Here is a 26,846-nt window from a genome sequence, read left to right on the forward strand (position 1 = left end):
CGGGCACGGGGGCGGGGCATGGGGCGGGCATGGGGCGGGCATGGGGAGGTCGCCATGCCCAACGGGCCCTTGTGTCAGGCGTCACGGGTGCCCGGCGAGGCTGACGGGAATTGCCCCGGATCCGACCGCGCCGCGTGTTCTCGTGGTCGCAATCTGTCGATGTCGGTCACAGGACTGCCGGAATGAAACGGTGAGGTGAGTCACGCCGACTCGATGTTTGATCTAGGAATCGATGGCCAAAGCGGACATTTCGGGCAAGAATGCATGGCTATTACCGCCGGTAACCCTTTGCTGAGCTGGGCAGACCGGTGGTGTTTTGGTTTCCCCACCGACCGACCCCTAGCTTTCTTGGCGGCGCAACGAGCGCCACCCGGGTTCACCCCCGACGCACCGCTCCCCGGCTCCGGCCGGGCGCGGCAGGTGCCCGCCGACGCGATCGCTCGAACAGGTCGCCGGCGAGCGGCTGGGTGGCCAGGGCGGCAGCGGCACGTCCGACACGTGCACGGCCGTCCGACGGACGCGGCAAGCGAAACGCGGCCCTCCCCAGGGTCTGGTTCCGCATGCCCGCCCGGGGCTGTCGAGAGGAACCCCATGACCTTCCGTAACGAGAACGCCGCTGCCACCACCACCGCCGCCACCAAGCGCAACCGCGTTCGGATGGCCGTCGTGGCGGGCGCCGCTGTCGCGGCCCTGCCGGTGGCCGGCCTCGTCACGGCCACCTCGGCCTCCGCCGCCCCCGTCTCCACCTGGGACGCCGTCGCCCAGTGCGAGAGCGGCGGCAACTGGGCCATCAACACCGGCAACGGTTTCTACGGCGGTCTGCAGTTCACCTCCAGCACCTGGGCCGCCTTCGGCGGCACCGCCTACGCCGCGCAGGCCAACCAGGCCAGCAAGGCGCAGCAGATCGCGGTCGCCGAGAAGGTCCTCGCCTCGCAGGGCCCCGGCGCCTGGCCGGTCTGCTCCGTCAAGGCGGGCCTCACCAAGGGCGGTGCCCCGGCCGCCGTCGACACCTCGGCCGGCACCTCCGCCGCCAAGCCGGCGCAGACCCCCGCGCCGAAGACGGCCACCCCGAAGGCCGCGGCCGCGCCGAAGGCCGACGTTGCCCCGAAGGCCGCCGCCCCGAAGGCCGCTGCGCCGAAGGCTGACGCCGCGCCGAAGACCGACGCCCCGTCGAAGACGGACGCTGCCAAGTCCTCGAACGGTGCCAAGTCCTGGAACACCTCCAACGACGCCAAGCCGGCCAAGGGCAACTACACCGTCAAGTCCGGTGACACCCTGAGCTCCATCGCCGCCGCGCAGGGCCTGGACTGGCACGACCTGTACAAGAACAACGCCAAGGTCGTCGGTGGCAACCCCGACCTGATCTTCCCGGGTCAGACCCTGAGCATCTGAGGCTCTGAGGCATGCTGAGCTGACCTCTGGTCGCTCTGCCGTCGGGTCGTTCTGCTGTTCGTCACGGCCGCTCCTCCGCCACGCGGGGGAGCGGCCGTCGGCGTTTCCGGCGTGGCGGGGCGGGGTGGGGTGCGGGCTCCCTAGGGTCGGCTGCTGTGCCGCATTCGTCTGACGTGTTGTGCGGGGGCGCCGTGTTGTGCGGGTGCGGGTGCGGGTGCGGGGGCGGGTGCGGGGGTGGACGGGGGCGGGGCCGGGGACGGGGACGGGGACGGCCGGGTCGGTGTGACGATCGGACAGCCCGGGCCGTGATCCGGGCGGGCGCCGCCGTGGCGGTGGTGCTGGCCGTGGTCGCGGGCACCGTACGGGCCGGTGCGGCGACGCGGGTCGCGGACCTCGTCTGGGACGAGCTCGCCGACTGCGAGAGCGGCGGCGACTGGCAGGCGGACACCGGCAACGGCTACTACGGCGGCCTGCAGATCCGACCGGCCACCTGGGCGGAGGCGGGCGGGCTGCGCTTCGCCGACCGGCCCGACCACGGGAGCCGGCGGGAGCAGACCACCGTCGGGGAGGAGATCCTGCGGCAGCAGGGGTGGGAGGCCTGGCCGGCCTGCGCGCGGGAGCTGGGGATGATCGGGCCGGGAGTGGGGGCGGGGCCGGGCGTGGGCATGGGGCCGGGGTCGGCATCGGGGCCGGGGCCGGAGCTGGAGCTGGAACCGGGCTCCGGGGCGGAGGAGCCGGCGCCGGAGTCGGAGTCGAAGTCGGGGGAGCGGCTCGTGCCGGGGTAGGGGCTGCGGGAGGATGGTGGGGTGATCCAAGGTGAGCTGTTCGGGGAGCCGTCCGGCGAGCAGGCCGTCCGGGGGCGGTCCGAACCGGCTCCCGGGGCCGTGCTGCTGCCGGGCTGGCTGGACCGGGCCGCGCAGCTGCGGCTGGTCGCCGCCTGCCGGGAGTGGGCCCGCCCGCCGGCCGGGCTGCACAGCGTGCGGATGCCCACCGGCGGGCTCATGTCGGTGCGGATGGTGAGCCTCGGCTGGCACTGGTACCCCTACGGGTACGCGCGGACCGCCGAGGACGGCACCCCCGTCAAGCCGTTCCCGCCCCTGCTGGGCGAGCTCGCCAAGCAGGCGGTCGCGGACGCGTACGGCGGAGCGGTCGGCGGGATCGCGGGCGCGGCGGCCTACGAGCCCGACACCGCGATCGTCAACCACTACCCCCACGGCGCGAAGATGGGCCTCCACCAGGACCGCGACGAGCGCGCGGACGCGCCGGTGGTCTCGCTCTCGCTCGGCGACACCTGCGTCTTCCGGCTCGGCAACACGGAGACCCGGACCAGGCCGTGGACGGACCTGGAGCTGCGCAGCGGGGACCTGCTGGTGTTCGGCGGGCCGGCCCGGTTCGCGTACCACGGGGTGGTGCGGACGCTGCCGGGGACGGCGGATCCGGGCTTGGGGCTGGAACTGGTCGGGCGGCTGAACGTCACGGTGCGGCAGTCGGGGCTGGCGGCGTAGTCCGGTCGGTGGCGTGGCCCGGGTCGGAGGCGTAGCCCTGGCCGGTGGCGTGGTCAGGGTCGGCGACGTGGCCCTGGCCGGTGGCGTGGCCCGGGTGGTTCGCTTACTCGTTCGAGTGAATCGGTGGGTGGGGGTCGGTGAGCGGGAATGCCCCGGGGCGCCGGAGAATTCGAGTGAGCTGGAGAACTGGAACGGAATCACGAGAGGGAGCGCGCGCATGGGTACCCCCGTCGACGACCTCGTCGATCTGCTCGACCTGGAGCAGATCGAACTGAACATCTTCCGCGGGCGCAGCCCCGAGGAGGCCCTGCAGCGCACCTTCGGCGGCCAGGTCGCCGGGCAGGCGCTGGTCGCGGCGGGGCGCACGATCGACGACGCGCGCCCCGTCCACTCGCTGCACGCGTACTTCCTGCGCCCCGGGGTGCCCGGCGTGCCGATCGTGTACCAGGTCGACCGGATCCGCGACGGCCGCTCTTTCAGCACCCGCCGGGTGCTCGCCATCCAGGGCGGCCGGTCGATCTTCTCGCTCACCGCCGACTTCCACAGACCGGAGGAGGGCAGCATCGAGCACCAGTACCCGATGCCGGCGGTCCCGGCACCCGAGGACCTGCCCAGCGCCCTGGACGAGGTCGGCTCCCGGCTCGGCGAGCTGCCCCCGTTCATCAGCCGTCGCCAGCCCTTCGACATCCGCTACGTCGAGCGGCTGCGGTGGAACAAGGAGGACCTGGTCGACGTCGAGGCGCGCAGCGGCGTGTGGCTGCGCACCAACGGTGCGCTGCCGGACGATCCGCTGATCCACGTCTGCGCCCTCACCTACGCCAGCGACATGACGCTGCTGGACGCCGTCCGCGCCCCCGTCGAGCCGCTCTGGGGCACCCGGCACTTCGACATGGCCTCGCTCGACCACGCGATGTGGTTCCACCGGCCGTTCCGGACCGACGACTGGCTGCTCTACCAGCAGGAGTCCCCGATCGCCCACGGCGCGCGCGGCCTGGCCCGCGGGCAGATCTACGACCGGAGCGGGCAGCTGGTGGTGTCGGTGGTGCAGGAGGGACTGTTCCGGCCGTTGAAGGGCTGACCGGCGGGTAGTGGCGGGCGTGGGAGTCGGGCGCTCGGCTGCCGCCTGTTGCCGTGGCATTGCAGTCTCCTTACGGGTCCGGCGGCTTGCCGGGAGCCGGGAATGATCCGCACCGGCGGGCGGTGTTGTGCAGGATGACCGATACGGACGGCCCGAACGGCGGGCCGTCCGCGGACCGGACCGGGAGGGTTGACCGATGACGGCGACGGCCGCGGAGGACTGGAAGCACTGGAGTGACGGGCGGGCGGCGTCGGTGAGCGCGCTGCACGGCCAGCTCGCACTCACCGGCACGCACTGGCTGGAGCCCGAGCCGGTCGAGGTCCCGGGCCTGCCCGGCCTCTGGTGGGCCGACACCGAGGGCGTCCGGGTACGAGCCGCGGCCGCCGACGGCATCACCGTCGCCGGGGCCGACGAGCCGGTCGACGGCGAGGCGCTGCTCCGCCCGGACACCGACCCGGCCGCCGACACCGCCACCCTGGGCGACCTGCTGCTCGTCCCGATCGAGCGGGAGGGCGAGCTCGCCCTGCGGGTCTTCGACCCGGCCGCCCCGACCCGCACCGCTTTCGCGGGCATCGCCGCCTACCCGTACGCGCCCGAGTGGGCCGTCCCCGCCGTCTACACCCCGTTCGAGGAGGAGGGGCAGTCGGTGCTCGTCCCGAACGCGGACGGCAAGGACCGGCCGCTGGCGGTCACCGGGCGGATCGAGTTCACCGTCGCCGGCGAGCACCGAACCCTGACCGTGGGCCGCTCCGGCCGGAACCTCACCGGCGTCATCGCCGACGCCACCAGCGGCATCGACACCTACCGCTTCCGGTTCATCACCCTGCCGGCGCCGGACGACGAGGGCCGGACGGTCCTCGACCTCAACCGGGCCTACCTGCCGCCCTGTGCCTTCGCCGACCACTTCATCTGCCCGTTCCCGCCGCCGGGCAACCGCCTGGACTTCGCGGTGGAGGCGGGGGAGAAGCAGGTGCTCACCCGGTAGTCCGAGCACCCTTTCGTTCGCGGGGTTCCGCCGGTGGCTCCGTCCGTGGCTCCGTCCGTGGCGCTGTTCCGGCGCGGCGGGCGGGCCGCGGCGCCGTTCCCGCATCCGCCGGGCGTTCAAGGGGCCCCGGTGTCGGGTGCGGCGGAGGCCGGGGCAACCATGGACTGTTGTGACCACCAACCAACCCCCTGATACCCCGACCGCCGACGCCCCCGCTGCGGCTGCCGTCCCCGCCCCTGCTACCGCCGCTGTTCCGGCCGCACCGGTGCAGGTGCCCTGGTACCGGCGGGCCTTCGCCGACCTCAGCCCGCTGCGCGAGAACGCCGACTACCGCCGGGTCTGGTCCGGGCAGGCGGTGTCCTCCATAGGCCAGCAGATGACCGCGGTGGCCGTCTCCGTCCAGGTCTACGACCTGACCGGCTCCGCCTTCGCCACCGGCCTGGTGGGCCTGTTCTCGCTCGTCCCGCTGGTCGCCTTCGGCCTGTACGGCGGTGCGATCGCCGACACCGTCGACCGCCGCAAGCTGGGCCTGATCGGCTCGGCCGGCCTGGCCGTCGTCTCCGCCCTGCTCGCCGCCCAGGCCCTGGCGGGCCTCAGCCTGGTGGCCGTCCTCTACGCCGCCGTCGCCCTCCAGGCCGGGTTCTTCGCGATCAGCTCGCCCGCCCGCTCGGCGATGATCCCCCGGCTCGTCCCCGCCCACCAGCTCCCGGCGGCGAACGCGCTGAACACCGTCAGCATGAACCTCGGCCTCACCGTCGGCCCGATGCTCGGCGGCGTCCTGATCGGCGCCTTCGGTGCTCAGGCCGCCTACCTCGTCGACACCGTCGCCTTCGCCGGCACCCTGTACGCCATGTGGCGCCTGCCCGCCATGCGGCCGGAGGGCGAACGCAAGGGCCGCGCGTCCGTCCTCGACGGCCTGCGCTTCCTGCGCGACCAGCCCAACCTGCGGACCAGCTTCCTCGCCGACCTCGCCGCGATGATCTTCGGCATGCCCCGCGCCCTCTTCCCGGCGATCGCCGTCACCTTCTACGCCGGCGACGCCCGCACCGTCGGCCTGCTCGTCTCCGCCCCGGCCGTCGGCGCCCTGATCGGCGCCCTCTTCTCCGGCTGGGTCGGGCGGGTCCACCGCCAGGGCGTCGCGATCCTCGCCGCCGTCTCCGCCTGGGGCCTCGCCATCGCCGCCTTCGGCGCCCTCCACAACCTCTGGCTCGGCCTCCTCCTGCTCGCCGTGGCCGGCTGCGCGGACACCGTCAGCATGATCTTCCGCAACACGATGATGCAGGTCGCGGCCCCCGACGAGATGCGCGGCCGCCTCCAGGGCATCTTCATCGTCGTCGTGGCCGGCGGCCCCCGCCTCGGCGACTTCGAATCCGGCGCCGTCGCCGCCCTCAGCAACCCGGCCACCTCCGTCATCACCGGCGGCCTCGCCTGCGTCGCCTGCGTCCTCCTCCTCGCCGCCCGCCGCCCCGCCTTCCTCACCTACGACGCCCGCCACCCCACCCCCTGACCCCCCTCCCCACCCCACCCCGAAACCTGGCAGCGAGCACCCCCCGACGTGCTGTATTGTTTTCCACGTCGCCGGGACAACAACCGGAGACAAGGTCGAGAAGCCGACCGGCAGGGCCCCCCAGGCCGCACCGCAAGGCACCGAGACCACGGGACGTGGCGCAGCTTGGTAGCGCACTTGACTGGGGGTCAAGGGGTCGCAGGTTCAAATCCTGTCGTCCCGACAGTGATGTCGGAAGGCCGTTGATCGGGAGAAATCCCAGATCAGCGGCCTTTTTGCTGATGGCCCGACAGATGGTGGGCGGCTGCGATGCCACCGCTCCGTGATCTTGCCGGGGACCAGCCGGGGACCGCGGCCATCGGCCGAAGGCCCGCCGCAACCCTGTGCGGCGGGCGCGCGTTCGCACCTACACGAGGTCGCCGGCCTGCCAGCCCGGGGGTACCTTGGGCAGTCCGATCAGGGCGTCGATGTTCAGGTGCTCGGCGAGCAGGGCTTTGAGGTTGCGGCCGTCGATGAGGCGCAGGCGGCCGTTGCGGTGGGCGAAGTCGTAGCTGTCCTTGCCGTACCACGAGGTGGTGACGACGATGCCGTAGCCGGCGTCCTTGTCCTGGATGACCCCGGACATGGCGCGGACGGTGTTCACCGGGACGATGTTCTTGGAGCGCTTGGCCTGGATGGCGAAGATGGTGGACCCGGTCGGGTCGGTCAACGTCGCGACGGCGTCCACGCCGTCGTCGCGGGAGCCCTGGGTGCGCCAGGTCTCGTAGCCCATGGCTTCGAAGAGTTCACGGACCAGGCGTTCGAAGTCGTAGGGGTTCATCTGGAGCAGGTCGGGCCGGCTGTCCAGGGTGGCGACCACGGCGGTGTCGGTGGTGATGCGGTAGCGGGACAGGTCGGCCTCGACGATGGGTGTGACCGGTTCCAGGTCGTGGGGGTGCTTGGAGACGGTTGCGCCGAGCCGGTGGAGGCACTGCTGCGGGTCGAGCCTGGGCTCGTCCAGGACGAGTTCGGCGAAGTCCTTGCGCTGGGCGACGACACTGACGACGCAGGCCCGGATCGCCTGGCCGGTCGCCGTATCGGTGGCGTTGACGCGGCCGTTGAGGATGACGGTCTCCACGAACGCGGCCGGTGTGGCGGAGAACGCCTCGTCCAGCGCGCGCAGGGCCAGGCGGGCCACCAGCCTGGCGTAGGCCTCGTTGAGCTCGGCCGGCTTGGCGGGTTGGGGGACGACCTGGGCGCGCTGTGCGATGTAGCGGTAAGAGGCCACCGCCGGGACGATCTCGTGGTTCGGCAGCTCGACGTCGACCAGGAGCTGCTGGGCCTCGGGGACGTAGACCGCCTGGGCCGCGGTCCGGCAGCCAGAGGGGACAGGGGAGCGCTGCAGCAGGTTCTCGATCAGCTCCGTGACACCCTGAGGGCCATCGTGGGCGAACGCTTCTTCGACGTGAGGGTGCCACGCCTCCAGGCCCTCGGGGCGCAGCAGCAGGACTGATTCCAGCTCCTCGCGGCGCCGGTTGCACTCGGCGGTGCCCTCCTCGGCCTGGGCCTTGAGTCGGGTCGTCTCGGCTTGCCGGGCTTGCCGTTGGGCTTCCTTCTCGGCCTGGGCGTCCGCGCGTTTCCTCGCCTCCTCCTCCCGGCGCCGAGCCGTCAGGCGCTTGGCCAACTCGGCTTCCACCCGGGCGGCTTCCTTGGCACGGGCGGCCTCCTCGCGCTGGAGGTGCTTCTCGCCGGCGGCCAGGAGCCGGGCGTGTTCGACGGCGGGGTCCACCTTCCGCTTCCTGGGACGGGGTTGAGCCGCCGGAGCGGCAGCGCGGCCGACCGCCTGTTTGGCCCCGCCCTGCGCCTGTGCGGCTCGCGCCTGCTGCTTCAAGCGGTACGCCTCGGCAAGGATCTCCGCCACCGTCTTTCGGCGTGCCACCCGGTCCACCCCCTGGTCCACGACAGCGCGATATGCCAGCAGCACTACCCGGCTGGGGCCGCCGAGAATCAGCGGCTCCGAGCCGAGTCGGGGAGAGGCAACCGATACGGGGGCACAACGTGCCGCCGCCGCTGGGGAGATGAAGTGCTCACTCACGCGGGAGTGGAGACGGGCCTCCGTCGTACATCTCGACCGGGCGGTTGCACAGGTCGCGTACGTCCTCCAGCGGCGCGGCGATTCCAGATGCCTGGAGGCTGCCGTGGATGTTGCGCGCGGTCTGCTCACGGAGCAGTAACCGGACCCAGGGCGGCGCGTCTTCTTCATCGTCTGCCACAGGCCACTTCTACAGCACGGTGGTTGACGATGACGAGCCCGCCGTTGCGGGCAACGTGCCAGTGGGGGGTTCGCCGGCGGATGCCCGGTGGGGCTGTTACTGGACGAGGCGCAGATGGCGCACTGTCGCCTCGGCCGGTGCCGCCGTCGGCGACGAGGTGTGCCGGTCGGCCGACAGGTGCCTGCTGAGGGTCTGGCCGGCCTTTTCGATGGAGCTCTTGTCCGGGTGGAGGTATCGCTGGGTGGTGGTGATGTGGCCGTGTCCGGCGATCTTCTGGAGGACGTGGATGGGGACGCCGGCGTCGGCGAGCCAGGTGAGGCCGGTGTGCCGGAGGTCGTGTCGGCGCAGGTATTCGTAGCCGAGGCTGACGACGACTTCGTCCCAGTGGGTGGCGTCGCGCAGGATGGCGGTGGTGATGCGGCCGCCGCGTGGTCCGGTGAAGAGGCGGGCCATGGGGTCGTTGCCGACGACGTTCATGCGCCAGTTCACGAGGTCGCGGATCTCTTCGATGATGGGGACGGTGCGGCGCCGCTTGCCCTTGGTGCCTTTGTCGATGAGGCCGCCGGGGCCGGTGGTGGTTTGGCGGCATAGGTCCCAGGTCCAGTCGAAGCGGTTGATGTCCTTGACGCGGACGCCGGAGACTTCGCCGATGCGGGCGGCGGTGCAGGCGGCGAAGCGGACGATGTCGCCCCATCCGCGGTAGTGGTTGTGGGAGCGTTCGACCAGGGCGTTGGCGAGTTCGTCGAGGGCGTCCCAGTCGTCGAGGGCGAGGGAGCGGGGGTCGTCGAGTTCGTCTTCGGCTTTCTTGTAGAGGCGTTGCCAGCCGCTCATGCGGGAGGGGTTGAAGTCGATGAGGCCGTCGCGGACGGCTTGCTCCATGATGCGCACGAGTGGGGCGAGGCTGTTCTTGACGGAGGAGATGCTGAGTCCGTCGGCGATCCAGGAGTGGAGGGCCCGGTCGGTGATGCCGTTGGTGATGCTGGTGACGGGTATGTGGCCGAGGACCGGGGTGACGCGCAGCTTCCAGCCGGCGGTGTAGGGGTCGAGGGTGGTGGTCTCCAGGCCGCGCATCGCCAGGTCCCAGTTCTCGTCGCCGTACTCGGCGAGGGTCATGGTGAGGGTCTTGGGGGTGATGCCGCGTGCTGCGGCCCGCTGCATGCGGGCGATCCAGGCCTTGGCTTCCTCCTCTGTGGGGACGGAGGAGGAAGCCGACTTGCGGCCGCCGCCGTTGGGGTCGGTCCAGCGCACGCGGGCGCGGTAGCGGAACTGCGGGCGGCGGTCGGGGCGGTGCTCGATGTCGTCGGTGAGGTCGACACCCATGGGGATGAGCGGGGTGTGGTCGGGCATTCAGGCTGCCTCGGATGGGTCGGTGCGCTTCTGGGCGAGCCACAGCTGGGTGTCGGGGATGCTGTACAGGTAGAGCCGGGGCGCGATCTGGACGAAGGGCGGGCCCTGAGGGGGAGTGGCGGAGCGCCAGCGCCGCAGGGTCGAGGGGTCGACCTTCAACAGCAAGGCGAGTTCCTCGGTGGAGTACCAGCCGCTGTGCAGGAGGTCGAACTCCGGTGCCGGATTGGCCTCGTGAGCGGGACCGGCAGGGGTCTGGGTCGGAACCGAGAGGCGGCTTGTGGCGGGAACGTAGGGTCGGACGTGCATGGTCTCCCTCTGATGGGGTGGTGGAGCCGCTCGGGCTCGGCCGGGCACGCCCACAGTCACCTGTCCGCCTGGACGGGCGGAACAGGGTTTGGCGTGCTGAACGGGGCAGACCGTACGCACGGGTCGTTCTTCGAAGCGCGTCGAGCTCCGGCGGGCACGCCGGGTGGAAGGCGGCTTGACGTCTGCGACCGCTGACGAGGGCCTGCTGCCATGGGAGTCCGCGCAGGTCACCCCGGGCAGAGGGGGCGGTTGGCGGCGCTGGCAGTGATGCAGGCCGTAAATGGCGTTCTTGCCTGGTGGGTCGCGGCCGGTGCGCCGCGGAGTTGGCCCGGAGTACCCTGAAAATGACGGCAGGCGCGGGACGGCAGCTACGGTCTGTGACGGATGTAAGGAGTCCGGGGTCGTCGGTCCCCTACCTCGGGCCGACGCTAACTCAAGAGCTGCGGACTTTTAATCCGCAGGTCTGCCGATTTCGTTCGGGGATCACCTTTCGTTCCGCCATCCCTTGTGACCTGGTCTTTCTTGCGCCCCTGAGGGCGCGGCCGGGCGACTTTCTCGTCCTCGATGGGCCGTGAGTGGGTCGTTCGTGGGGTGCCCGGGTCTGGCGATGGACCGTCAAATTCCTACGCTGAGCTACGAATCCCTCTGTTTGGGGAGGCTCCCGGCCGGGCCTCCGTGCGCCGCTTGTGCGGCCTCGGCTGGTACCGGATGCCTAGGGAGAGCTTTCGGGCCGCATCGATGACCACTCGAGCTGTTGCCTCGGCGCTGAGATGGGCCGTCTCGGGGAGGACCGAGGTGTAGGTGTCGGCGGTGGTCATGATCGTAGAGTGCCCCAACTGGGCTTGGATGACTTTGAGATCGGATCCGCCGGTCAAGGCGAGGCTCGCCGCTCCGTGGCGCAGGTCGTGGAGCCGGACTGGCGGTAGGTCACTTCTGCGCACCATGTTCTGGAAGACGTGGCCGATGTGGTCCGGGCGCAGCGGACGTCCGTAGGCATCGGTGAAAATGTAATCGGACTCATTCCAACTAATTCCCGCGGCCAGTTTCTCCTTTCTCTGCTGGCTACGGTGTGTGTTCAGCACGTGGATGGTGTTTCCGTCGAGGGCGATCGTCCGTTCGCCGGCGCGCGTCTTCACGGGGCAGACCTCCAGCCGTCCGTTCTCCCGTTGCTGTAGTTGCCGTGCGACCGTGAGTGTGCGGCTCGAGGCGTCGAAGTCCGACCAGCGGAGGCCCGCGCCTTCCCCGCGGCGCAGACCCCTCAAGGCGTACAGGTGATAGAGGGCGTACAAGCGGTGATCGCTGGCGTACGCCAGGAACGCGGCTGTCTGGGTGGGTGTCCAGACTGCGACGGGTGGGTGCTCGCCGGTCCGTTTCCACTCCGCCACTCGGTTGTCTGTCCAGACCACCGGGTGCGGTCGCGGCGCTCGTGGGAGATCCAGGTTCCGGGCGGGGTTGGCCGTCAGGAGGCCGTTGCGCACCGCATGGTTCAAAGCGGCACGAAGTGTCGCCTGCACGCGACGCAATGTGCCTGCGCTGATCGGCCGGTTGGCGCTTTGGTGTCGGCGAACGATGGTGCTGAAGGCCTGCTGTACCGAGTCGTTGGTCAGGTCGCAAAGCAGTTCGCGGCCCAGCAGCGGCAGGAGGTACTGCTCCAGGTGCTGGCGATAGCCGCGGGCGGTCGACGGCCGGAGATGGGGCTCGACGATGTCGTACCAGCGCTGTAGCCACTGGCCGGTTGTGAGTAGTCCGCCCTGGTGCGCGAGGTTGGGGTCGCGCAGGCGCTTGAGCGCGCGCTCGGCCTCAGCCCGCGTACGGTAGCCGCCCCGGCGCAGCCGGGAGCGGTGATCGTCGACGGCCGCGTGCCGTGGCATCGCGAGATACCAGGAACCGTGGCCACGGCGGTGGAGGTGCGGGCAGAGACTTCCAAGCTGCCGGCCGGTACGGGAGTCCCGGCAGCCGCACCGCTTGTAGATCGTTCCAGTGCCACGCATGACGTCCTCCCTCTGGATTAGCAGATGAACGTATGGCCAGCATGTACCTGTGGCGCCGCGAGACCGCCCTGTTCCGGAGGTCAACCGGCGAGGCTCTTGAACGGCGCTCGGAAGCGACAAGCGCGGCGAGGCGTACGGCCAAGCCCCTGCTTTCAGCAGATCGACTCGGGACAAGATCGAACCCGCAATCGGCCGTCTGTCGGAGACCCCTCACATCAGCGTTGCCGCGGGATGGGCAGGGGCTCGTGGCGGTGCCAGATCAGTGATCGATCTTCGCGGCGAAGCTCCGCGGATCCCCATTCCAGGCGGACCACGCCCTCAGCCAACGAGCAGGCGTAGGCGACGAGCACAAGCTTGGTGTCCGGCGAGAGGCGCGCGAGATCCGCATGAGGCTCGTCCTCGTCCGGCAGTTCGATGCCGAGATCCAGCTCTCCCTGACGCGGGTCGGGGCCATGCCTGCGGATGAGGTCTGCGCGAAGCCCTGACGCGCTCCGGAGTCTGGCAGCGGTCACGGGTACGTCCTTCTTCGCGTACCGGTAGGGATAGACGACATGGCCGGCGACCACGGCGACGGTCCGTGCCTGGAGGCGCACCAGCTCAACGCCGGGAAGCTGGCAGAGGCCGGCCGACAGCTCCTCGTACTGAGCGGCGTAGAGCCCGTGTCCGTAGGCTTCGAGCGTCTGCGTGTGAACGCCTTCGTGGCCGCCCTGGGCACGTTCGTGGGCCCGGACAAGGCATGCAGGCACGATGCCCGCGACCTCGGCGGCGAGGGAGCCGAAGACCGTGCGTGCCCACGGACTGGCCGAGTGTGCGTCCGACATGCAAATCCCCCGATCGATCGTCTGATGACCACCCTCAGGGTCCGACAGTCCGCCGATCTGCACGGTGGATCAAGGGCGCATCGGGGGATCTCAGGGCGCACGGAGCAGGTGGTGCTGCGTGGTGAGGCTGGGGATTGGTTCGGGCATCGTCGGGAGGAGTCCGGACCGCTCTGTGTCCGCAGGCGACGCCAGGACGATGTTCTGCTGGGGGCTGAGGCTCAGGTGGTGTCCGTGTCCCGGAATACGCTAGGCGGCCATGGACTGGCTGGAGCGGGTGGCGAAGCTGAGACGGTGGACGAGCAACGACGTTCGGGCGCCGCACAAACCGTTGCTGCTGCTGTACGCGCTGGGCAGCTTCCAGCGCGATGCCGACGGTGAACTGCGGTACAGCGCTGTCGAGGAGGAGCTGAAGCGGCTGCTCGAGGAGTACGGGCCGTCCCATCCGACCACCCCCGCGTACCCGTTCCACCATCTGGTCAGTGACGGTGTCTGGGAGGTCAGGACCGACCAGGGGCTGGGGAGCCCGGGGAGTGGCGTGCGGGTCCTGCGCTCCAGCGGGGCGACCGGCAGGCTCGCGTCCGAGTTGCGAACGGCGCTGCGGAAGGAGCCGGCGCTCCTGGGCCGGTTGGCGCGGGTGCTCCTGGACTTCCACTTCCCGCCGTCACTGCACGCAGACCTGTGCGAGGCCGTCGGCCTTGACCTGGACCCGATCGAGGCCGCGGGCGTGACCGGCGGCCCGGGCGGGCGGGAGCGAGCGGCGCGACGGCAGCGGGACCGGCGGATGCGTGAACTCGTCCTGACCGCTTATGAGTTCCAGTGCGCCTTCTGCGGCTACGACGGGATGCTGGGCACGAGCACGGTCGGCCTGGAGGCGGCGCACGTGCGCTGGTGGTCCTACGACGGGCCGGACGAGGTCGACAACGGCCTGTGCCTGTGCTCGCTGCACCACAAGCTCTTCGACAAGGGCGTGCTGGGCCTGGGGGAGGGCCGCCGCATACTCGTCTCGCAGCGCTTCGTCGGGCGGAGCGAGGCCAGCAGGCAGCATGTACTCGCCCTGGCCGGACGGCCGGTCATCGGCCCCCAGGCGGGGGTTCCTCCGGTCGCGGGCCGGCACCGGCAGTGGCACGCCGAACAGGTCTTCCGAGGTGAGGCCCGGGAGCCCCAGACCCCGGCGCTTTCGGGCTGACAGAGGCCGTACGGTCGCTGACTGGTCAGCGACCGTACGCCGTCCGACTCCAACTCGGGTGGCCCGTTCCCGATCGCGCAGAATCGACGGGACCGTGTGTCCTGCCCGGAATCAGTGAGTGGTCATCGGCCGTGGGTCGCTCTGCTCCATCGCGGTCTGTCCCACCTGCTCCGTGACCAGCTCCCGAAGCTTGGCCCGCGTCTCCGGGTCCGTCGAGTACACCACCGTGCCGATCATTCCCCGCGTCAGCAGCACCTTGTAGGTGTTGCGGATCAGACGGTCGATGTCGGCATCGCTGGTGGACTTGCGGAACACCGGGTCCTTGGACGCCGTCCGGTCGGTGACCCACCGGTCGGTGCGCCAGACGAGGTCCGGCCCGAGGATGACGCCGCTCCAGTCGTACTCGAAGCCCTGCGCGGTGTACACGCAGCCGACCTGGCCGAAGCCGGCCGGATCGGTGGCCCACAACGCGGCCGGTGGGGCACCGGCGATCGAGCGGTCGCCGTACACGTTCCACGGCCGGGCCCAGTCACCGATGTGCACGTCGAGGGGGAGCGGGTCTCCCGGGGCCACCTTCGTCGTCCACTTCCAGCAGTACCCGGCCGACATGCGGGCCCCGTACCCCTCGGCGCGCCGGGCCGCGAGGAACGCCTCCAGCTCCTGGGGGCTGTCCACGACCTCCAGGGCGACCTTGCCGTCGGGCTCCCATCCGACGGGGCCACCGGGCTCGAGGTTCAGCAGACGCACCACCCAGTTCAGGTAGGCGTCGCTGCCGCCGCAGCGGAACTGGCTGTCCAGCTCCACCACCTGGCAGTCCAGGCCCTTCACGGCGGCGGCGGCCCGGATCTGGGCCACCGTGCCCATCTCGCCCGGCCGGACCACCTGGTGCTCGTCCAGCAGGAACACCGGCACCCGCGCGGCGTCGATCAACTCCTCGATCTGGGCCTTCCCCGTGCGCTGCGCGGCCCGTGTGTAGCGGTTCGCCGACGTCTCCCGGATCCGGTGCGCCTCGTCGCAGATCAGCACGTCCAGACCGTTGCGCTCGGCGGTCATGAAGCTGTTGAAGTACTTGAACAGGTCCTGCACCTCACGCTTCCGCGCCCCGGCGACCCGGCGCATCGTGGTGGTGAACGAGCTGGACCCGGTCGCGTGAAGAGCCGTGACTCCGCGCCGGTACAGATCACCGAGAAGAGATAGCGCGATGACGCTCTTCCCGGTACCCGGGCCGCCCGTGATGACGACGACCTCCTTGTGATCGGACTGCTGCGCCTGGCGGACCGCGCGCAGCACCAGCTCGTAGGCGACCCGCTGCTCGCCCAGCAGCACGAACTGCTCGCGCTCGCGGACCTCGTCGGCGGCGACCGCCATCAACTGCTTGGACGGTGCCACCTTGCCAGCGAGCAACTCGTCCGCCGCCGCCGCGCCGGAGACCGGCTTCAGCTTCGAACGGAGGTACTGGACGAACTCCCCGCGGCGCTCCGCGGTGAAGAGCCGGCCGCGATCGTCCTGAGGCACCTCGTAGAGGCCCTGGACACCGAACTCCGTCGCATTGTGGAGGAAGGCCACACCGGACAGCCGCTCGGGACGGGCGGCGAGCGCGCCGTTGAAGGAGATCAGGTAGTCGCAGTAGCCGCGGACCTGCTCGATCGGGTTCAGCACCGGCCGGGTGTACGCGTCGACCCGGCAGAGCAGCGGCTCACCGTCCTCCGGCAGCGCGCTGCTCCACTGCTTGAGCTCAACTACCACGTACGACGGCTCGCCCGTGCCCGGGTGGACGCCGGCGAGTATGACGTCCGCGCGCTTGCTGTTGAGCGGCAGCGAATACTCGAGGAGCACCTCCACCATGCCGAGACCGGCGTCCAGCAGCGCGTTGGTCAGAACCGGGATGCTCCGCTCCCAGGACCGCACCTCGGACGGGCTCGGCTTGTGGCCGTGCTTGTGAACGAACTGGTCGATGAGACGCACGAACAGTGATCCGGCCAGGCTCTCGGCGGCGACCGCGGACGCGGAGTCGCGGAACAGCAAGACATGCTCCCAGGCAGCACGAAGTGACTCGTGCGGGTGGGGGCATGTCCCTGACGGGAAGCCCGGCGGGCCGCGCTGATGACAGGGCCAAACCTACAACGGAGAGCCCGAGCTGATGGTTGAGTGTCCGCGTGAGGTGCGCTCTGTTGCACGAATAGCGAGTTCCGTTTGGCACGCTTAAGTGCACATCTCCGGACGGGCATGGGCAAAGCTGCTGCGTCAGCGAGGCTGCGTTCGACTGGTGGCTCTCTACGGTGTGACACCAGGTTGATATGTTTAGACTGTGCGCCAATACGGGCGCCACGGCGCTGCTTGACTCCTCCATATCTCTCCCTCGCCTGTCGCCGCCCCAGGGGTCGCGATGACTATGCGGCGACCGGACTCCGGGACGGTCGGGGATCGCAACGGCAGGTACTCAACCGCGCAGCCGCGGCGGACCCATGTGGTGGTCACCGTCGAGGTGGCTCACGATCGCAATGAGATCTACAACAACATGCTGCTGTGGGAGCTCGTGGCAGGCGCTCTACGGAACGGCCGAGGATCGCAACGACGCGATCGGCGGCCAGTGGACCGCCGGCACCAGCGTGGCGGTCGTCCCCATTCAGGCGGCCGAGGATCGCAACAAGTTTACGTCCATCGAGACCAGCAAGACCGTTCTTGGTGGCGGTTGCCCGCCCGGGTGGCCGAGGACCGCAACTACGAGGACCTGGGCAGCGACACCGTCGAGACCCTGGTGGCGGTCGCCCTTGAGGATCGCTGAGGGTCGCAGCATGTTGAAGAAGGTGGCGATGGCGTCGGCAGTACCGAGTGGCGGTCGCCCGTCGAAGCGGCCGAGGATCGCAACCAGTCGCGCGGACGGCGCCAGTCAACAGCGATGTAGGGCGGCGGTTATCCTCCGGGATGACCGAGGGCCGTAAGCGCATGCTCAAGCCGAATGAGCAGTTGGCCGGACAGTGGCGGTTGCCTTCCGGGGCGACCGAGGATCGCAACCACTCCTGGAACCAGCGCCCGCCGGACAGGATCGCCGTGGCGGTCGCCTCCTGGGGCGGCTGAGGATCGAAACACCGTGCCGCTGGCTGCCAAACCCCTCGCCGGACTGCTGGCGGTCGCCCTCTGGGTCGGCCGAGGATCGCAACTCCATCAGCGACGCGTGGTCGTAGATGCCGTCGAGCAGTGGCGGCCGCCCTCCGGGGTGGCCGAGGATCGTAACTGCCAGGACCCCAGGACTTCGGGGTCGTCGCCGTGTGGCGGTTGTCCTCCGGGATGACCGAGGATCGCAACCTGGAGAGCGAGGAGCACTCCTTCACCTACGTCGGCAGTCGCGGTTGCCTTCTGGGGCGCCGAGGATGCAATTCCGACAAGGTTGACCCGGCCCACCAGGCACTGGCCGTGGCGGTTGCCCCCCGGGCGGCCGAGGATCGCAACGCTTGCCACAAGTCCCCGGGAGGCGATGATGAGGCATGTGGCGGTAGCCCTCCGGGGTGACCGAGGATCGCAACTGCTTCGACCCGTGGGAGTGACACGACGCCGGGCCTGTGGCGGTCGTCCTTCAGGGCGATCGAGGATCACAACGAGCCTGTCCGCCGGCGCCGCGAGCGCAAGCACCGGGTGGCGGTCGCCCTCCCGAGCAGCCGAGGATCGCAACGCTTACGACGTGCGCAAGGGGGTCTGAGTCGAGACCGGCGGCGGTCGTCCCCTGGGGGCGGCCGAGGATCGCAACCTGGCCAACGGCCAGCTGGCCCGCAACCGCGTGCACAGCGGCGGTCGCCCTCCCCGGCGGCCCAGGATCGCAACGGCGCTCTGTGGGTATCCAGCCTGGAGGTCTCCACGTGGCGGTCGCCCTCCGGGGTGACCAAGGGCTGCAACGCTGGAGCGGAGACGAGATTGAAGCCAGCGACAGCGAGTGGCTGTCTCTCTCTGGGGCGAACGCATCACCGGAGGCGGTCGCCGACACGAGGATTGTCATTCCCCTCTGGGTGGTTTGCGCTTGTGTAGCGACCTGATACGGGGACCTGATCGCAGTCGTAACTCCTTTGTCGTATCGGATGGATAGCCTTATGGGTCATGCGTGAAAAGCCTCTCTATGCCCACTCGCCCAATGGTGCTGGCCAGTGGCATCTGCTGGGTGATCATCTCAGTGGATCGGCTGAACTGGCTGCTCGGTTCGGTGCGGTGTTCGGAATGGCTGCCGTGGCAGAGTACTTGGCGCTCGTTCACGATGTCGGCAAGGGCGCCTGTGCGTGGCAGGACCAACTGGCGAAGGTTGCCGATACCGGAGCGAAGGTCGGGATCGATCACAAGCGGGCGGGAGTCCGTCTCGCTGCTCAGTATTTGCCCTGGCCTCTTGCCGGGGTCGTGGAGGGGCACCACGGAGGCTTGCAGTCCGGGAGTGAGATACGTGCTTTGCTGAGGGAGTTGCGCGCGCGGCCTGGCGTTGTGGACGAGGCGATTCGCCGAGTCGCGGCGGACGTTCCCGAGGTCGAGTCTGCGGGGATCGCGGTGCCGGATTGGCTGTCCAACCCCGACGGCGACAACGGCCTTTCTGATGTCGACCTGATGGTCCGGATGCTGTTCAGCAGTGTCGTCGACGCGGACCACCTGGATACCCACGCGCATTTTCGCGGCCGCTCGCCGTATGTCCGGCCGGACGCGGACATGGCTGCCCTTGCCGAGCGGTTCGAGGACGCTCGGAAGGCCATGCTCGCAGGCCGGAAGCCGTCGGGGATCGACGAGATCCGCACGGACATCTACGAGCAGGCTGTCGCCGCGGCGGACGGTGAGCAGGGGATCTACCGGCTGCACGTTCCGACCGGCGGGGGGAAGACACTGGCCGGGGCTGGGTTCGGGCTGCGCCACGCCGCGCGCAACGGTCAGCGGCGGATCATCGTCGCGGTGCCGTTCATCAGCATCACTGAGCAGAACGCCTCCGTCTACCGAAGGATGCTCGGCGAGCAGGATGTCCTCGAACACCACTCCTCCGTCGATCTCGAGCGTGCGGGGTGGGCCCGGTTGGCGGCGGAGAACTGGGACGCGCCGTTCGTGATCACTACCACGGTGCAGCTGTTCGAGTCCCTTTTCAGTCGTTCGCCGTCGAGGATGCGCAAGCTCCACCGGCTGGCCGGTGCCGTGATCGTCCTGGACGAGGTCCAGGCGCTGCCGGACCGGCTGCTGGTTCCCATCCTGTCGGCACTGAGGGGTCTGACCGAGCGGTTCGGCACGACGGTGCTGTTGTCGTCCGCGACACAGCCGGAGTTCAGCAGCATCGACGGCACGAGGCACCGGCACGTCATTCCCGACCCGGCGCCGCTCTTCTCGGCTCTCGAACGCGTCCGCTACGAGTGGCGAGAGGACACCACATTGGCCGCCATGGCCGGCGTAGCCTCCCGGCACGAGCAGATGCTGATGGTCGTCTCCACCACCCGCGACGCCAACGCCGTCCACCAACAGCTGCCCGAGGGTGCCCTGCACCTGTCCACCCGCATGACCTCGGGACACCGCCGGGAGACGATCGAGGAGATCCGCACGCTCCTGGCGGCCGAGCAGTGTGTCCGGGTTGTGTCGACGTCGCTGATCGAGGCCGGCGTCGATCTCGACTTCCCGATCGTCTTCCGTGCCTGGGCCCCGCCGGAGAACCTCCAGCAGGCGGCCGGCCGCTGCAACCGTGAGGGCCGCCTGCACCGCGGGACGGTCGTCGTCTTCAAGGCCCATGACAGCGGCAGGATCCCGGACCCGTCGTACATGCTCTCGCTCGGCATCGCAGGCAACCGCTTCGGCGACGGCCCCGACAAGGCCGACCCGGACAATCTCACCGCACTCGCCCGCTACTCCAGGACCCGATACCGGCTCCAGGGCCTCGCCAACCTCGGGGACCCGATCGAGGCGCTGCGCCGGGAACTCGACTTCCCGGCCGTGGCGGAGCAGTTCGTCATGATCGGTGAGAGTACGGCGAGCGTCGTCCATGTCCGGCCCGAGCTGAAGCCCGAGGAGCAGGCTGCGGCCCGTGCTGCTATCGACATGCTTCGCACGGGTCAGCCCTGCGGGCCCGAGACCCTGCGCGTCCTGCAGCCCCACATCGCCGGCGTCCCCAGGGCCGAGGCGGACGCGGCGCTGGAAGCCGGCCACGCGAAGCTCATCGTCGACGACCTCGTCGAGTGGGTCGGTCCCTACCATCCACAGCGTGGCATCGAGCCGCCGAATCGGTAGCGGTGCCCGGGCGGCTGCCGGCCCCGACCACTCTCGCCCGGAAGCGAGTCGGCTGGCCACGTCGCGAGGGACTCCCTGCGCCTCCTCGCCCTGAGCGTGCGGAGGCCTGACTGCGGTCCGGCGAGGACAGTCGGGTCGGAACGCGCGTGTTGGGTAGGCTCCCGGACCGTGGCGCCGCCTCCTCGGAGGGGTGGCGAGGATCGAAACACAGGCGTGCTGGTGTCTGTCAGCACGTTCGCGCCCCCGTCGGCTTGCCGGCGGGGGCGTCATTGTCAGTGACCCCTGATACACATTCGGCAACGACATGGGCCGTGGGCATCACGGTGCCGTCGAGGCTGTCAAGCCGTCCCGGGAAGCAGCTTCATAGGAGTGCTAGTGATGCTACGGTCCGTGTCTGACACATCGTCACATTGCCCTGGAGAGGGTGATTTCCTTGCCGAGCCATGCCCAGACGCGCTGGCCGGAGCCGCCGGTGACCGTCGAGCTGTGGGGACCACTGGCCTGCTTCACGCGACCCGAACTGAAAGTCGAACGGGTCAGCTACCCCGTCATGACGCCCTCCGCGGCCGTCGGAGCGCTCAGCGCCATCTTCTGGAAACCGGAGATGCAGTACGTCATCCAGTCGATCGAGATCCTCACCCCGATCGACTGGATCAACATCCGACGCAACGAGGTCAAGTCCGTCATCACCGCACCCCGCATCAAGGCCCTGCGCGCGGACCACAAAGAGCGCTACGACGTCGAGCACGACCGGGACCAGCGCAACACCGTGGCGCTGCGCGACGTCGCCTACCGGGTGAACACCCAGATCATCCCGACCCGCAGCGCCAAGGCACCGGCCGCCAAATACCGGGAGCAACTGCGGCGCCGCACCGAGCGCGGCGGGTGCTTCTCGCAGCCCTTCCTCGGCTGCCGGGAGTTCTCCGCGGGCTTCGGCCCCCGCGGATCATGGCCCGGCAGCCCCGCCGACACGAAGGCCGGCCCCATCGAGCGCACGGAGGAACTCGGTGTGATGCTGCACTCGATCAGGTACGGCGACCGCGGCCAGGAGACCTACCACTGGTTTCGCGCCCGCCTGGACAACGGCGTGCTCCACGTTCCGCGACGCCCTCTGGGCGACGACGAGGTCCACATGCCCGCCGGCTCCTGGCGAACCGGAGCCTGACCATGCTGCTGCAACGCCTCACTGAACGCGTCGCCGACCAGGAACACTCCTACACGAAACCGGCGACGATCAAATGGGCCGTGTTCCTCGACGGCGACCTGGCGGACCTCCAGGACATGCGAATGCCCAAGGGCGAGCCCGCGCTCCGCCTGGCCGTGCCGACCTCCACCCGCACGGTCGCCATCGCGCCGTGCCTGCTCGCCGACAACGCCCAGTACGTCTTCGGCGTACCGAAGGCCGACCCCAAAACCGGAGAGATCAAGGACAAGGACGCCGCCCGGGCGGCGAAATGCCGCACGGCCTTCGCCGAGCTCGCCCGGCAATGGGCAGCCGCCAACCCCGGCGACCCCACCGCCGAAGCCGTCGTCCGCTTCCTCGGCACCACGATGGAGCTGCCGGCTGACATGGCCGCCGGCGACCTGGTTGCCATCAGCGTCGACGGCCAATGGGCCCACCAGCAGCCGACCGCCCTGCAGTTCTGGGCGGAGAAGGTCAGCGACTCCAAAGGAGCTGGCAACACCGGCCTGTGCCTCGTCTGCGGACACGAACGCCCCCTGCTCGCCACCGTTCCGATTTCGATCGCCATGGGCGCCATCCCCGCCAAACAGGCCAAGAGCACCCAGCTCGTCAGCGTGAACACCGCCGCCCAAGGCCGCGCCGGCGTCACCGCCGGACTCGCCGCCACCCCCCTGTGCGAGAGGTGCGGAACGGCCGCCACCACCTCGCTCGGCGAACTCCTCGCCGACCCGAAGCACCGCCGGCGCGCCGACACCGCAGTGACGGTCTGGTGGACCCGCGAACCTGTCAAACGCAACCACTTCGGAAACCTGGACGACCCGCAACCCGAGGACATCGCCAATCTCATCGCGAAGATCTTCAAACCGGGCACCGGGACCACCGAATACTCCGCCGACGTCAACAAGTTCTACTCCGCCACCCTAGGCGCCAACTCCTCACGCGTCGTTGTACGCGACTGGATCGACGTCCCCCTGCCCGTCATCGAAGACTGCCTCGGCCGCTGGTTCCGCGACCACCGATACCTCGACCCCTGGTCACCCCAAGGCACCCAGGACCACCCGCACCCGGACACCGACCCGCGCTACCAGGCCTACCCGATCTGGCGACTCACCCTCGCCTGCGCCCGATGGGTCAAAACCGACAAGAAATACCACCCCAAGACCATCCCCGAAGGCATCGACGAAGCACTCCTCCACAGCGCCCTCCACGGCACACCACCCCCCGCCTGGATGCTCCCCCGACTCCTCGCCCGCATCCGCGCCGACCGCCGCATCGACGGCCCCCGCACCGCCCTCCTACGCCTAGCCCTCACCCGCCACCACACCCAGGAGCACGGCATGCCCGGCCTCGACCCCAACGCCAACGACTCCGCCTACATGTGCGGCCGCCTCTTCGCCACCCTCGCCGCCGTCCAACGCCGCGCAGCAAAAGACACCGGACGCACCGTCAACACCACCATCACCGACAAATACTTCGGCACCGCCATGAGCAGCCCCGCCACCGTCCTCGCCAACCTCCGCGCCAGCGCCGAAAACCACCTCCGCATCATCCGCCGCCGCAACCAGCCCACCGCCAACGCCCTCGAAGCCCGCATGCGCGACATCTACCAACACCTCAACGACGTCCCCCTGCTGCTCACCGTCCCCGAACAGGGCCGTTTCGTCCTCGGCTACGAACACCAGCGCGCGGCCGACATCACTGCCGCACTCGCCTACAAGGCTGCCAAGGAGCATGCCGCCGGGCCGGCCGAGCCCCAGCCTGCCGGGGCCGGTGCGCTCTTCGACGTCTCGGACCTCATCGAAGCTGCCCCGGCCGATGCCGAAACCGCCTGACCACCCGTTTACCGGAAAGCGAGAGCCCACCATGACGATCCCCGCCCACCTCGACCCCGCGCGCAAGCACGACTTCGTGTTCCTCTTCGACATCGTCGACGGCAACCCCAACGGCGACCCCGACAACGGCGGCGCCCCCCGTACCGACCCCATCACCATGCAGGGCTACGTCACCGACGTCGCCCTCAAGCGGAAGATCCGCAACACCGTCGGCCTCCTGAACGCCGGCCGCCCCGGCTACGACATCTACGTGGAAGCCGGCGTTGCCCTCAACGCCCAGCACGAGCGCGCCTACGACACCGGCGGCGCGGCCAACGAGTCCGAAGCCCGCGGCTGGATGTGCCAGACCTTCTACGACATCCGCATGATGGGCGCCGTCATGACCACCGGTAAGAACCGCGACCGGACCGCCGGTCGCGTCCAGGGCCCCCTGCAGCTCACGTTCAGCAGGTCCATCGACCCCGTCACCACGATCGAAGTCCCCATCACCCGCGTCACCCCGACCCGAGTCGAGGACCTGGCCACCAAGCAGACGGAGATGGGCACCAAGAACATCGTCCCCTACGGCCTCTACCGCGGCGCCGGCCACTTCTCAGCCCCGCTCGCCGCCAAGACCGGCGTCACCAGCGACGACCTCCAGGCCCTGTGGCAGGCCTTCGAAATGATGCTGGAACACGACCGCGCCGCCGCCCGCGCCTCCATGGCACTCCGCGGCCTCTGGGTCTTCAGCCACGCCAACGCCTACGGCCAAACCCCCGCCCACAAGCTCCTCGATCGCGTGCACGTCACCCCGCTCGGCCACACCGCAGCACGCTCGTACTCCGACTACAAGGTAACCGTCGACGCAGACGTTCCGGAGGGAATCTCCCTCACGGCGCTCGTGGACTAGGTAGTGTCTGCTCAGCATCAGAAGGTCACCGGTGCTGTTGCTGAGCCCACGCTTGCTGGCGGTCGCTCTTAGGGACGGCCGAGGATCGCAACCGCAACGGCACTGTCGACCTTCGGATGGGCAAACTGCGGCGGTCGCCCTGGGCGGCCGAGGATCGCAACAAAACGCCGACGGCGAATCTGGGCGTCAACGGTGCTGCACCGACGGTCGCCCTCCGAGGCGGCCGAGGATTTGCAACGCGAGCGGCACCACATGGTCTATGTCGAGCTGTTTGGGTGGCAGTTGCTCTTGAGCGGCTGAGAATCACAACGCTGAATGGCTGATGGGCCTGCTAGCGGGGTGGGTCACTGGCGGTCGTCCATCGGGGCGGCCGAGGATCGCAACTTGTACGCGCCGGTGGTGCCGATGTAGGCGTACAGCAGCGGCGGTCACCCTTCGGGGCGGCTGAGGTTTGCAACATCTGTCGGGACAGTGGTGAGGAGTCGGTTTAAGAGAGGCGGCCCATCCTCCTCGGCGATCGGTGATCGCACCTGCCCTCGACACCTGGGTCATTGTCGTCGACATGGCTGCTGTCCTTGGGGAGAGCTGAGGGTTGAAACGTCGCCCCGGTCGGTGGCGGGCCAACTCGGCGGGGAATAGTGGTTGTCCCTCGGGGCGTCTGAGGATCGCATCGACAAGAAGGCCGACGAGAGTGCCATGGGCATGAATGTGGCGGTCGCCCCGCTGGGCGGCCGAGGATCGCAACGGCACCAAAGCCGAAGAGCTGGGCACAGCACTGTTGGCGGTCAACCCTGGAGTGGCCGAGGATCGCAACAGGGTCACGTCGGTGCCGGTGAACCCGGCCACCTGGTGGCGGGCGCTCTTCGGGGCGGCCGAGGATCGCAACTGGTACTCCGCTATCGACATGCTCTGGATTTCCTGGGGCGGCGGTCGCCCTCAGGGGGCAGCCGAGGATCGCAACATCGTCATCCTGCGCAAGGGCGATGTCCCCAGGCAGGTGGCGGTAGCCCTCCGGGAGCGGCCGTGGATCGCAACGGCACCAAAGCCGAAGAGCTGGGTCAGGCTCTGTTGGCGGTCGTCTTCCGGGGCGGCCGAGGATCGCAACACCTTGACGGGGCTGTCGTAGCGCTCCTTGATGTAGTTGTGGCGGTCGTCTTCCAGAGCGGCCGAGGATCGCAACCGTGTGATCGACGCAGCCAAGGCAGCGATGGCGCATTGGCGGCCGCCCTCCGGGGCGGCCGAGGATCGCAATGACGACACCCGCACGGTGGCCTGCATCGTCACCGTGGTGGCCGTCGGCTTTCTGGGCGGCTGAGGATCGCAATGACGGCCTGCGTGGGCGTCTGACGGGCGCGCAGGTTGGGCCGGTCGTTCTCCCGGACGGCCGACGATCGCAACCCTGACGCCACCGCAGCCTGCACCCTGTTGCGTGGTGGCGGTTGCCCTTTGGAGCGGCCGGGGATCGAAACGAGACACGGAACTCGGCGACCGGCCTGGTCGTGCGTCGTGGCGGTCGCTCTCTGGGGCGGCCCGGGATTGCAACTCCCGCGCCCAGGCCGAGGTGATGAACTGGGCGGCGGCGGTCGCCCTCGCGGGCGGCCGAGCATCGCAACGAATTCGATGTCGGCGAGAGTACCCACGCCGCAGGCAGTGATGGCCGCCCCTCGGGGCTGCCAGGGATCGCAACGGCCAGCTCGCCGGCCTGCTCACCCAGATCACCCAGTGGCGGCCGTCTTCCGGGGCGGCCGAGGATCAAAACGACGGGTAGGCGTTGCAGCCGTCCGAGTCCGCCTGGTGGCGGTCGCCCTTCTCGGTGGCTGAGGATCGCAACGACTCCAAGGCGGTGCTGCGCACCGCCACCCGTGCGGGTGGCGGTTGCCCTCCCGGGCGGCCGAGGATCGCAACTGCTCCTTCGTCAGGCCGTCCATCAGGCCCTCCTCGAGTGGCGGTCGCCCTTCCGGGCGGCCGAGGATCGCAACGACTGGCAGGGCCTCGGCGACACAGCGGGTATGAGTGGCGGTCGTCCTTCGGGGCGGCCGAGGATCGCAACGAACGCGCCTCGCGCATCCCGGGCGACCGCGCGCTGGTGGCGGTCGCCCTCCTGGGCGGCCGAGGATCGCAACAACGTCGCCCGCGTGCAGGAGTACCAGGCCTTGGCCGGTGGCGGTCGCTCTTCGGGGCGGCCGAGGATCGCAACGCGATGCCGCGCTGTCCGCGAACCCAGCGCCGGAGGGTGGTGGCGGTTGCCCTCTTGGGCGGCCAGGATCGCAGTTCCGGTGCGGTGCCGAGCTGGGCCCTGAGACGAGAGTGGCAATCGCTCCCTGGAGCAGCCGAGACCGAGTCG

Annotated in this window: 21 protein-coding genes and 1 tRNA gene; 15 read left to right on the plus strand and 7 right to left on the minus strand. The window is 69.7% G+C overall.

The genetic code is table 11. The features are described from left to right. Positions 1–591 precede the first annotated feature (591 nt). From ACZ58X_RS28500 to ACZ58X_RS28530, 7 genes are all read left to right on the plus strand, one after another. Entirely contained in the window at positions 592–1,392 is an 801-nt protein-coding gene (locus tag ACZ58X_RS28500; protein WP_470336446.1) for a transglycosylase family protein, read from the plus strand. Positions 1,393–1,697: 305 nt separating this feature from the next. Next, positions 1,698–2,177, plus strand: coding sequence for a transglycosylase family protein (locus tag ACZ58X_RS28505; RefSeq protein WP_470336447.1), 480 nt, complete (start codon positions 1,698–1,700; stop codon positions 2,175–2,177). A 24-nt stretch (positions 2,178–2,201) separates the two neighbouring features. Beyond that, a complete protein-coding gene (locus ACZ58X_RS28510) occupies positions 2,202–2,897 on the plus strand; it encodes an alpha-ketoglutarate-dependent dioxygenase AlkB family protein (protein ID WP_470336532.1) in 696 nt (231 codons plus the stop codon). Positions 2,898–3,114: 217 nt separating this feature from the next. Then, positions 3,115–3,975, plus strand: coding sequence for an acyl-CoA thioesterase (locus ACZ58X_RS28515; RefSeq protein ID WP_470336448.1), 861 nt, complete (start codon positions 3,115–3,117; stop codon positions 3,973–3,975). A 196-nt stretch (positions 3,976–4,171) separates the two neighbouring features. Next, a complete protein-coding gene (locus tag ACZ58X_RS28520) occupies positions 4,172–4,960 on the plus strand; it encodes a DUF1684 domain-containing protein (RefSeq protein WP_470336449.1) in 789 nt (262 codons plus the stop codon). A 169-nt stretch (positions 4,961–5,129) separates the two neighbouring features. Further along, the gene (locus ACZ58X_RS28525; protein WP_470336450.1) at positions 5,130–6,467 is read left to right on the plus strand and encodes an MFS transporter; all 1,338 of its coding nucleotides are present in this window, start codon (positions 5,130–5,132) and stop codon (positions 6,465–6,467) included. A gap of 149 nt (positions 6,468–6,616) precedes the next feature. Beyond that, positions 6,617–6,690 (plus strand) — tRNA-Pro (locus ACZ58X_RS28530). 183 nt (positions 6,691–6,873) lie between these two features. On the opposite strand, the gene ACZ58X_RS28535 is transcribed toward ACZ58X_RS28530, so the two are convergent. From ACZ58X_RS28535 to ACZ58X_RS28560, 6 genes are all read right to left on the minus strand, one after another. Further along, positions 6,874–8,235, minus strand: a complete 1,362-nt coding sequence (locus ACZ58X_RS28535) for a restriction endonuclease (protein ID WP_470336451.1) — start codon at positions 8,233–8,235, stop codon at positions 6,874–6,876. Positions 8,236–8,533: 298 nt separating this feature from the next. Continuing rightward, positions 8,534–8,719, minus strand: coding sequence for a hypothetical protein (locus ACZ58X_RS28540; protein WP_470336452.1), 186 nt, complete (start codon positions 8,717–8,719; stop codon positions 8,534–8,536). Between the two features lie 96 nt (positions 8,720–8,815). After that, positions 8,816–10,066: a tyrosine-type recombinase/integrase gene (locus tag ACZ58X_RS28545; RefSeq protein ID WP_470336453.1), complete on the minus strand. Its 1,251-nt coding sequence runs from the start codon at positions 10,064–10,066 to the stop codon at positions 8,816–8,818. Continuing rightward, positions 10,067–10,372: a hypothetical protein gene (locus ACZ58X_RS28550; protein WP_470336454.1), complete on the minus strand. Its 306-nt coding sequence runs from the start codon at positions 10,370–10,372 to the stop codon at positions 10,067–10,069. A gap of 623 nt (positions 10,373–10,995) precedes the next feature. Further along, on the minus strand, positions 10,996–12,363 hold the full coding sequence (locus ACZ58X_RS28555) for a tyrosine-type recombinase/integrase (protein ID WP_470336455.1): 1,368 nt from the start codon (positions 12,361–12,363) through the stop codon (positions 10,996–10,998). A 215-nt stretch (positions 12,364–12,578) separates the two neighbouring features. Continuing rightward, positions 12,579–13,184: a hypothetical protein gene (locus ACZ58X_RS28560; RefSeq protein ID WP_452181613.1), complete on the minus strand. Its 606-nt coding sequence runs from the start codon at positions 13,182–13,184 to the stop codon at positions 12,579–12,581. A gap of 256 nt (positions 13,185–13,440) precedes the next feature. Here ACZ58X_RS28560 and ACZ58X_RS28565 point away from each other — a divergent pair, with 256 nt between their 5' ends. Further along, positions 13,441–14,370 (plus strand): phosphorothioated DNA-binding restriction endonuclease, encoded by a 930-nt coding sequence (locus ACZ58X_RS28565; RefSeq protein ID WP_470336456.1) that lies wholly within the window; start codon positions 13,441–13,443, stop codon positions 14,368–14,370. A gap of 111 nt (positions 14,371–14,481) precedes the next feature. Here ACZ58X_RS28565 and ACZ58X_RS28570 read toward each other — a convergent pair whose 3' ends face one another. Continuing rightward, complete coding sequence (locus ACZ58X_RS28570) at positions 14,482–16,395, minus strand: DNA/RNA helicase domain-containing protein (RefSeq protein ID WP_470336457.1); 1,914 nt, start codon at positions 16,393–16,395, stop codon at positions 14,482–14,484. Positions 16,396–17,316: 921 nt separating this feature from the next. On the opposite strand from ACZ58X_RS28570, the gene ACZ58X_RS28575 reads away from it, so the two are divergent. The 7 genes from ACZ58X_RS28575 to ACZ58X_RS28605 all read left to right on the plus strand — a co-directional run bounded on the left by ACZ58X_RS28575 (position 17,317) and on the right by ACZ58X_RS28605 (position 25,817). Beyond that, entirely contained in the window at positions 17,317–17,448 is a 132-nt protein-coding gene (locus tag ACZ58X_RS28575) for a hypothetical protein (protein WP_470336458.1), read from the plus strand. Positions 17,449–18,459: 1,011 nt separating this feature from the next. Beyond that, on the plus strand, positions 18,460–20,598 hold the full coding sequence (locus tag ACZ58X_RS28580; protein WP_470336459.1) for a CRISPR-associated endonuclease Cas3'': 2,139 nt from the start codon (positions 18,460–18,462) through the stop codon (positions 20,596–20,598). Positions 20,599–21,070: 472 nt separating this feature from the next. Beyond that, on the plus strand, positions 21,071–21,763 hold the full coding sequence (cas5c, locus tag ACZ58X_RS28585) for a type I-C CRISPR-associated protein Cas5c (RefSeq protein WP_363628911.1): 693 nt from the start codon (positions 21,071–21,073) through the stop codon (positions 21,761–21,763). Positions 21,764–21,765: 2 nt separating this feature from the next. Then, on the plus strand, positions 21,766–23,613 hold the full coding sequence (gene cas8c / locus ACZ58X_RS28590) for a type I-C CRISPR-associated protein Cas8c/Csd1 (RefSeq protein WP_470336460.1): 1,848 nt from the start codon (positions 21,766–21,768) through the stop codon (positions 23,611–23,613). A 31-nt stretch (positions 23,614–23,644) separates the two neighbouring features. Then, positions 23,645–24,502: a type I-C CRISPR-associated protein Cas7/Csd2 gene (gene cas7c / locus ACZ58X_RS28595; protein WP_470336461.1), complete on the plus strand. Its 858-nt coding sequence runs from the start codon at positions 23,645–23,647 to the stop codon at positions 24,500–24,502. A gap of 706 nt (positions 24,503–25,208) precedes the next feature. After that, positions 25,209–25,628: a hypothetical protein gene (locus ACZ58X_RS28600; RefSeq protein ID WP_470336462.1), complete on the plus strand. Its 420-nt coding sequence runs from the start codon at positions 25,209–25,211 to the stop codon at positions 25,626–25,628. A gap of 57 nt (positions 25,629–25,685) precedes the next feature. Next, positions 25,686–25,817 (plus strand): hypothetical protein, encoded by a 132-nt coding sequence (locus tag ACZ58X_RS28605; RefSeq protein WP_470336463.1) that lies wholly within the window; start codon positions 25,686–25,688, stop codon positions 25,815–25,817. Positions 25,818–26,846: the final 1,029 nt, after the last annotated feature.

The sequence above is a fragment of the Kitasatospora sp. NPDC040550 genome, from assembly GCF_055594965.1.

Coding starts and splice junctions, on each gene's coding strand:
- ACZ58X_RS28545 (WP_470336453.1), bottom strand. CDS start 10,066: ATGCCCGACCACACCCCGCTCATCCCCATGGGTGTCGACCTCACCGAC.
- cas7c (WP_470336461.1), top strand. CDS start 23,645: ATGACGATCCCCGCCCACCTCGACCCCGCGCGCAAGCACGACTTCGTG.
- ACZ58X_RS28520 (WP_470336449.1), top strand. CDS start 4,172: ATGACGGCGACGGCCGCGGAGGACTGGAAGCACTGGAGTGACGGGCGG.
- ACZ58X_RS28565 (WP_470336456.1), top strand. CDS start 13,441: ATGGACTGGCTGGAGCGGGTGGCGAAGCTGAGACGGTGGACGAGCAAC.
- ACZ58X_RS28515 (WP_470336448.1), top strand. CDS start 3,115: ATGGGTACCCCCGTCGACGACCTCGTCGATCTGCTCGACCTGGAGCAG.
- ACZ58X_RS28550 (WP_470336454.1), bottom strand. CDS start 10,372: ATGCACGTCCGACCCTACGTTCCCGCCACAAGCCGCCTCTCGGTTCCG.
- ACZ58X_RS28600 (WP_470336462.1), top strand. CDS start 25,209: ATGTGGCGGTCGCCCCGCTGGGCGGCCGAGGATCGCAACGGCACCAAA.
- ACZ58X_RS28575 (WP_470336458.1), top strand. CDS start 17,317: ATGCTCAAGCCGAATGAGCAGTTGGCCGGACAGTGGCGGTTGCCTTCC.
- ACZ58X_RS28580 (WP_470336459.1), top strand. CDS start 18,460: ATGCGTGAAAAGCCTCTCTATGCCCACTCGCCCAATGGTGCTGGCCAG.
- ACZ58X_RS28555 (WP_470336455.1), bottom strand. CDS start 12,363: ATGCGTGGCACTGGAACGATCTACAAGCGGTGCGGCTGCCGGGACTCC.
- ACZ58X_RS28500 (WP_470336446.1), top strand. CDS start 592: ATGACCTTCCGTAACGAGAACGCCGCTGCCACCACCACCGCCGCCACC.
- cas8c (WP_470336460.1), top strand. CDS start 21,766: ATGCTGCTGCAACGCCTCACTGAACGCGTCGCCGACCAGGAACACTCC.
- ACZ58X_RS28560 (WP_452181613.1), bottom strand. CDS start 13,184: ATGTCGGACGCACACTCGGCCAGTCCGTGGGCACGCACGGTCTTCGGC.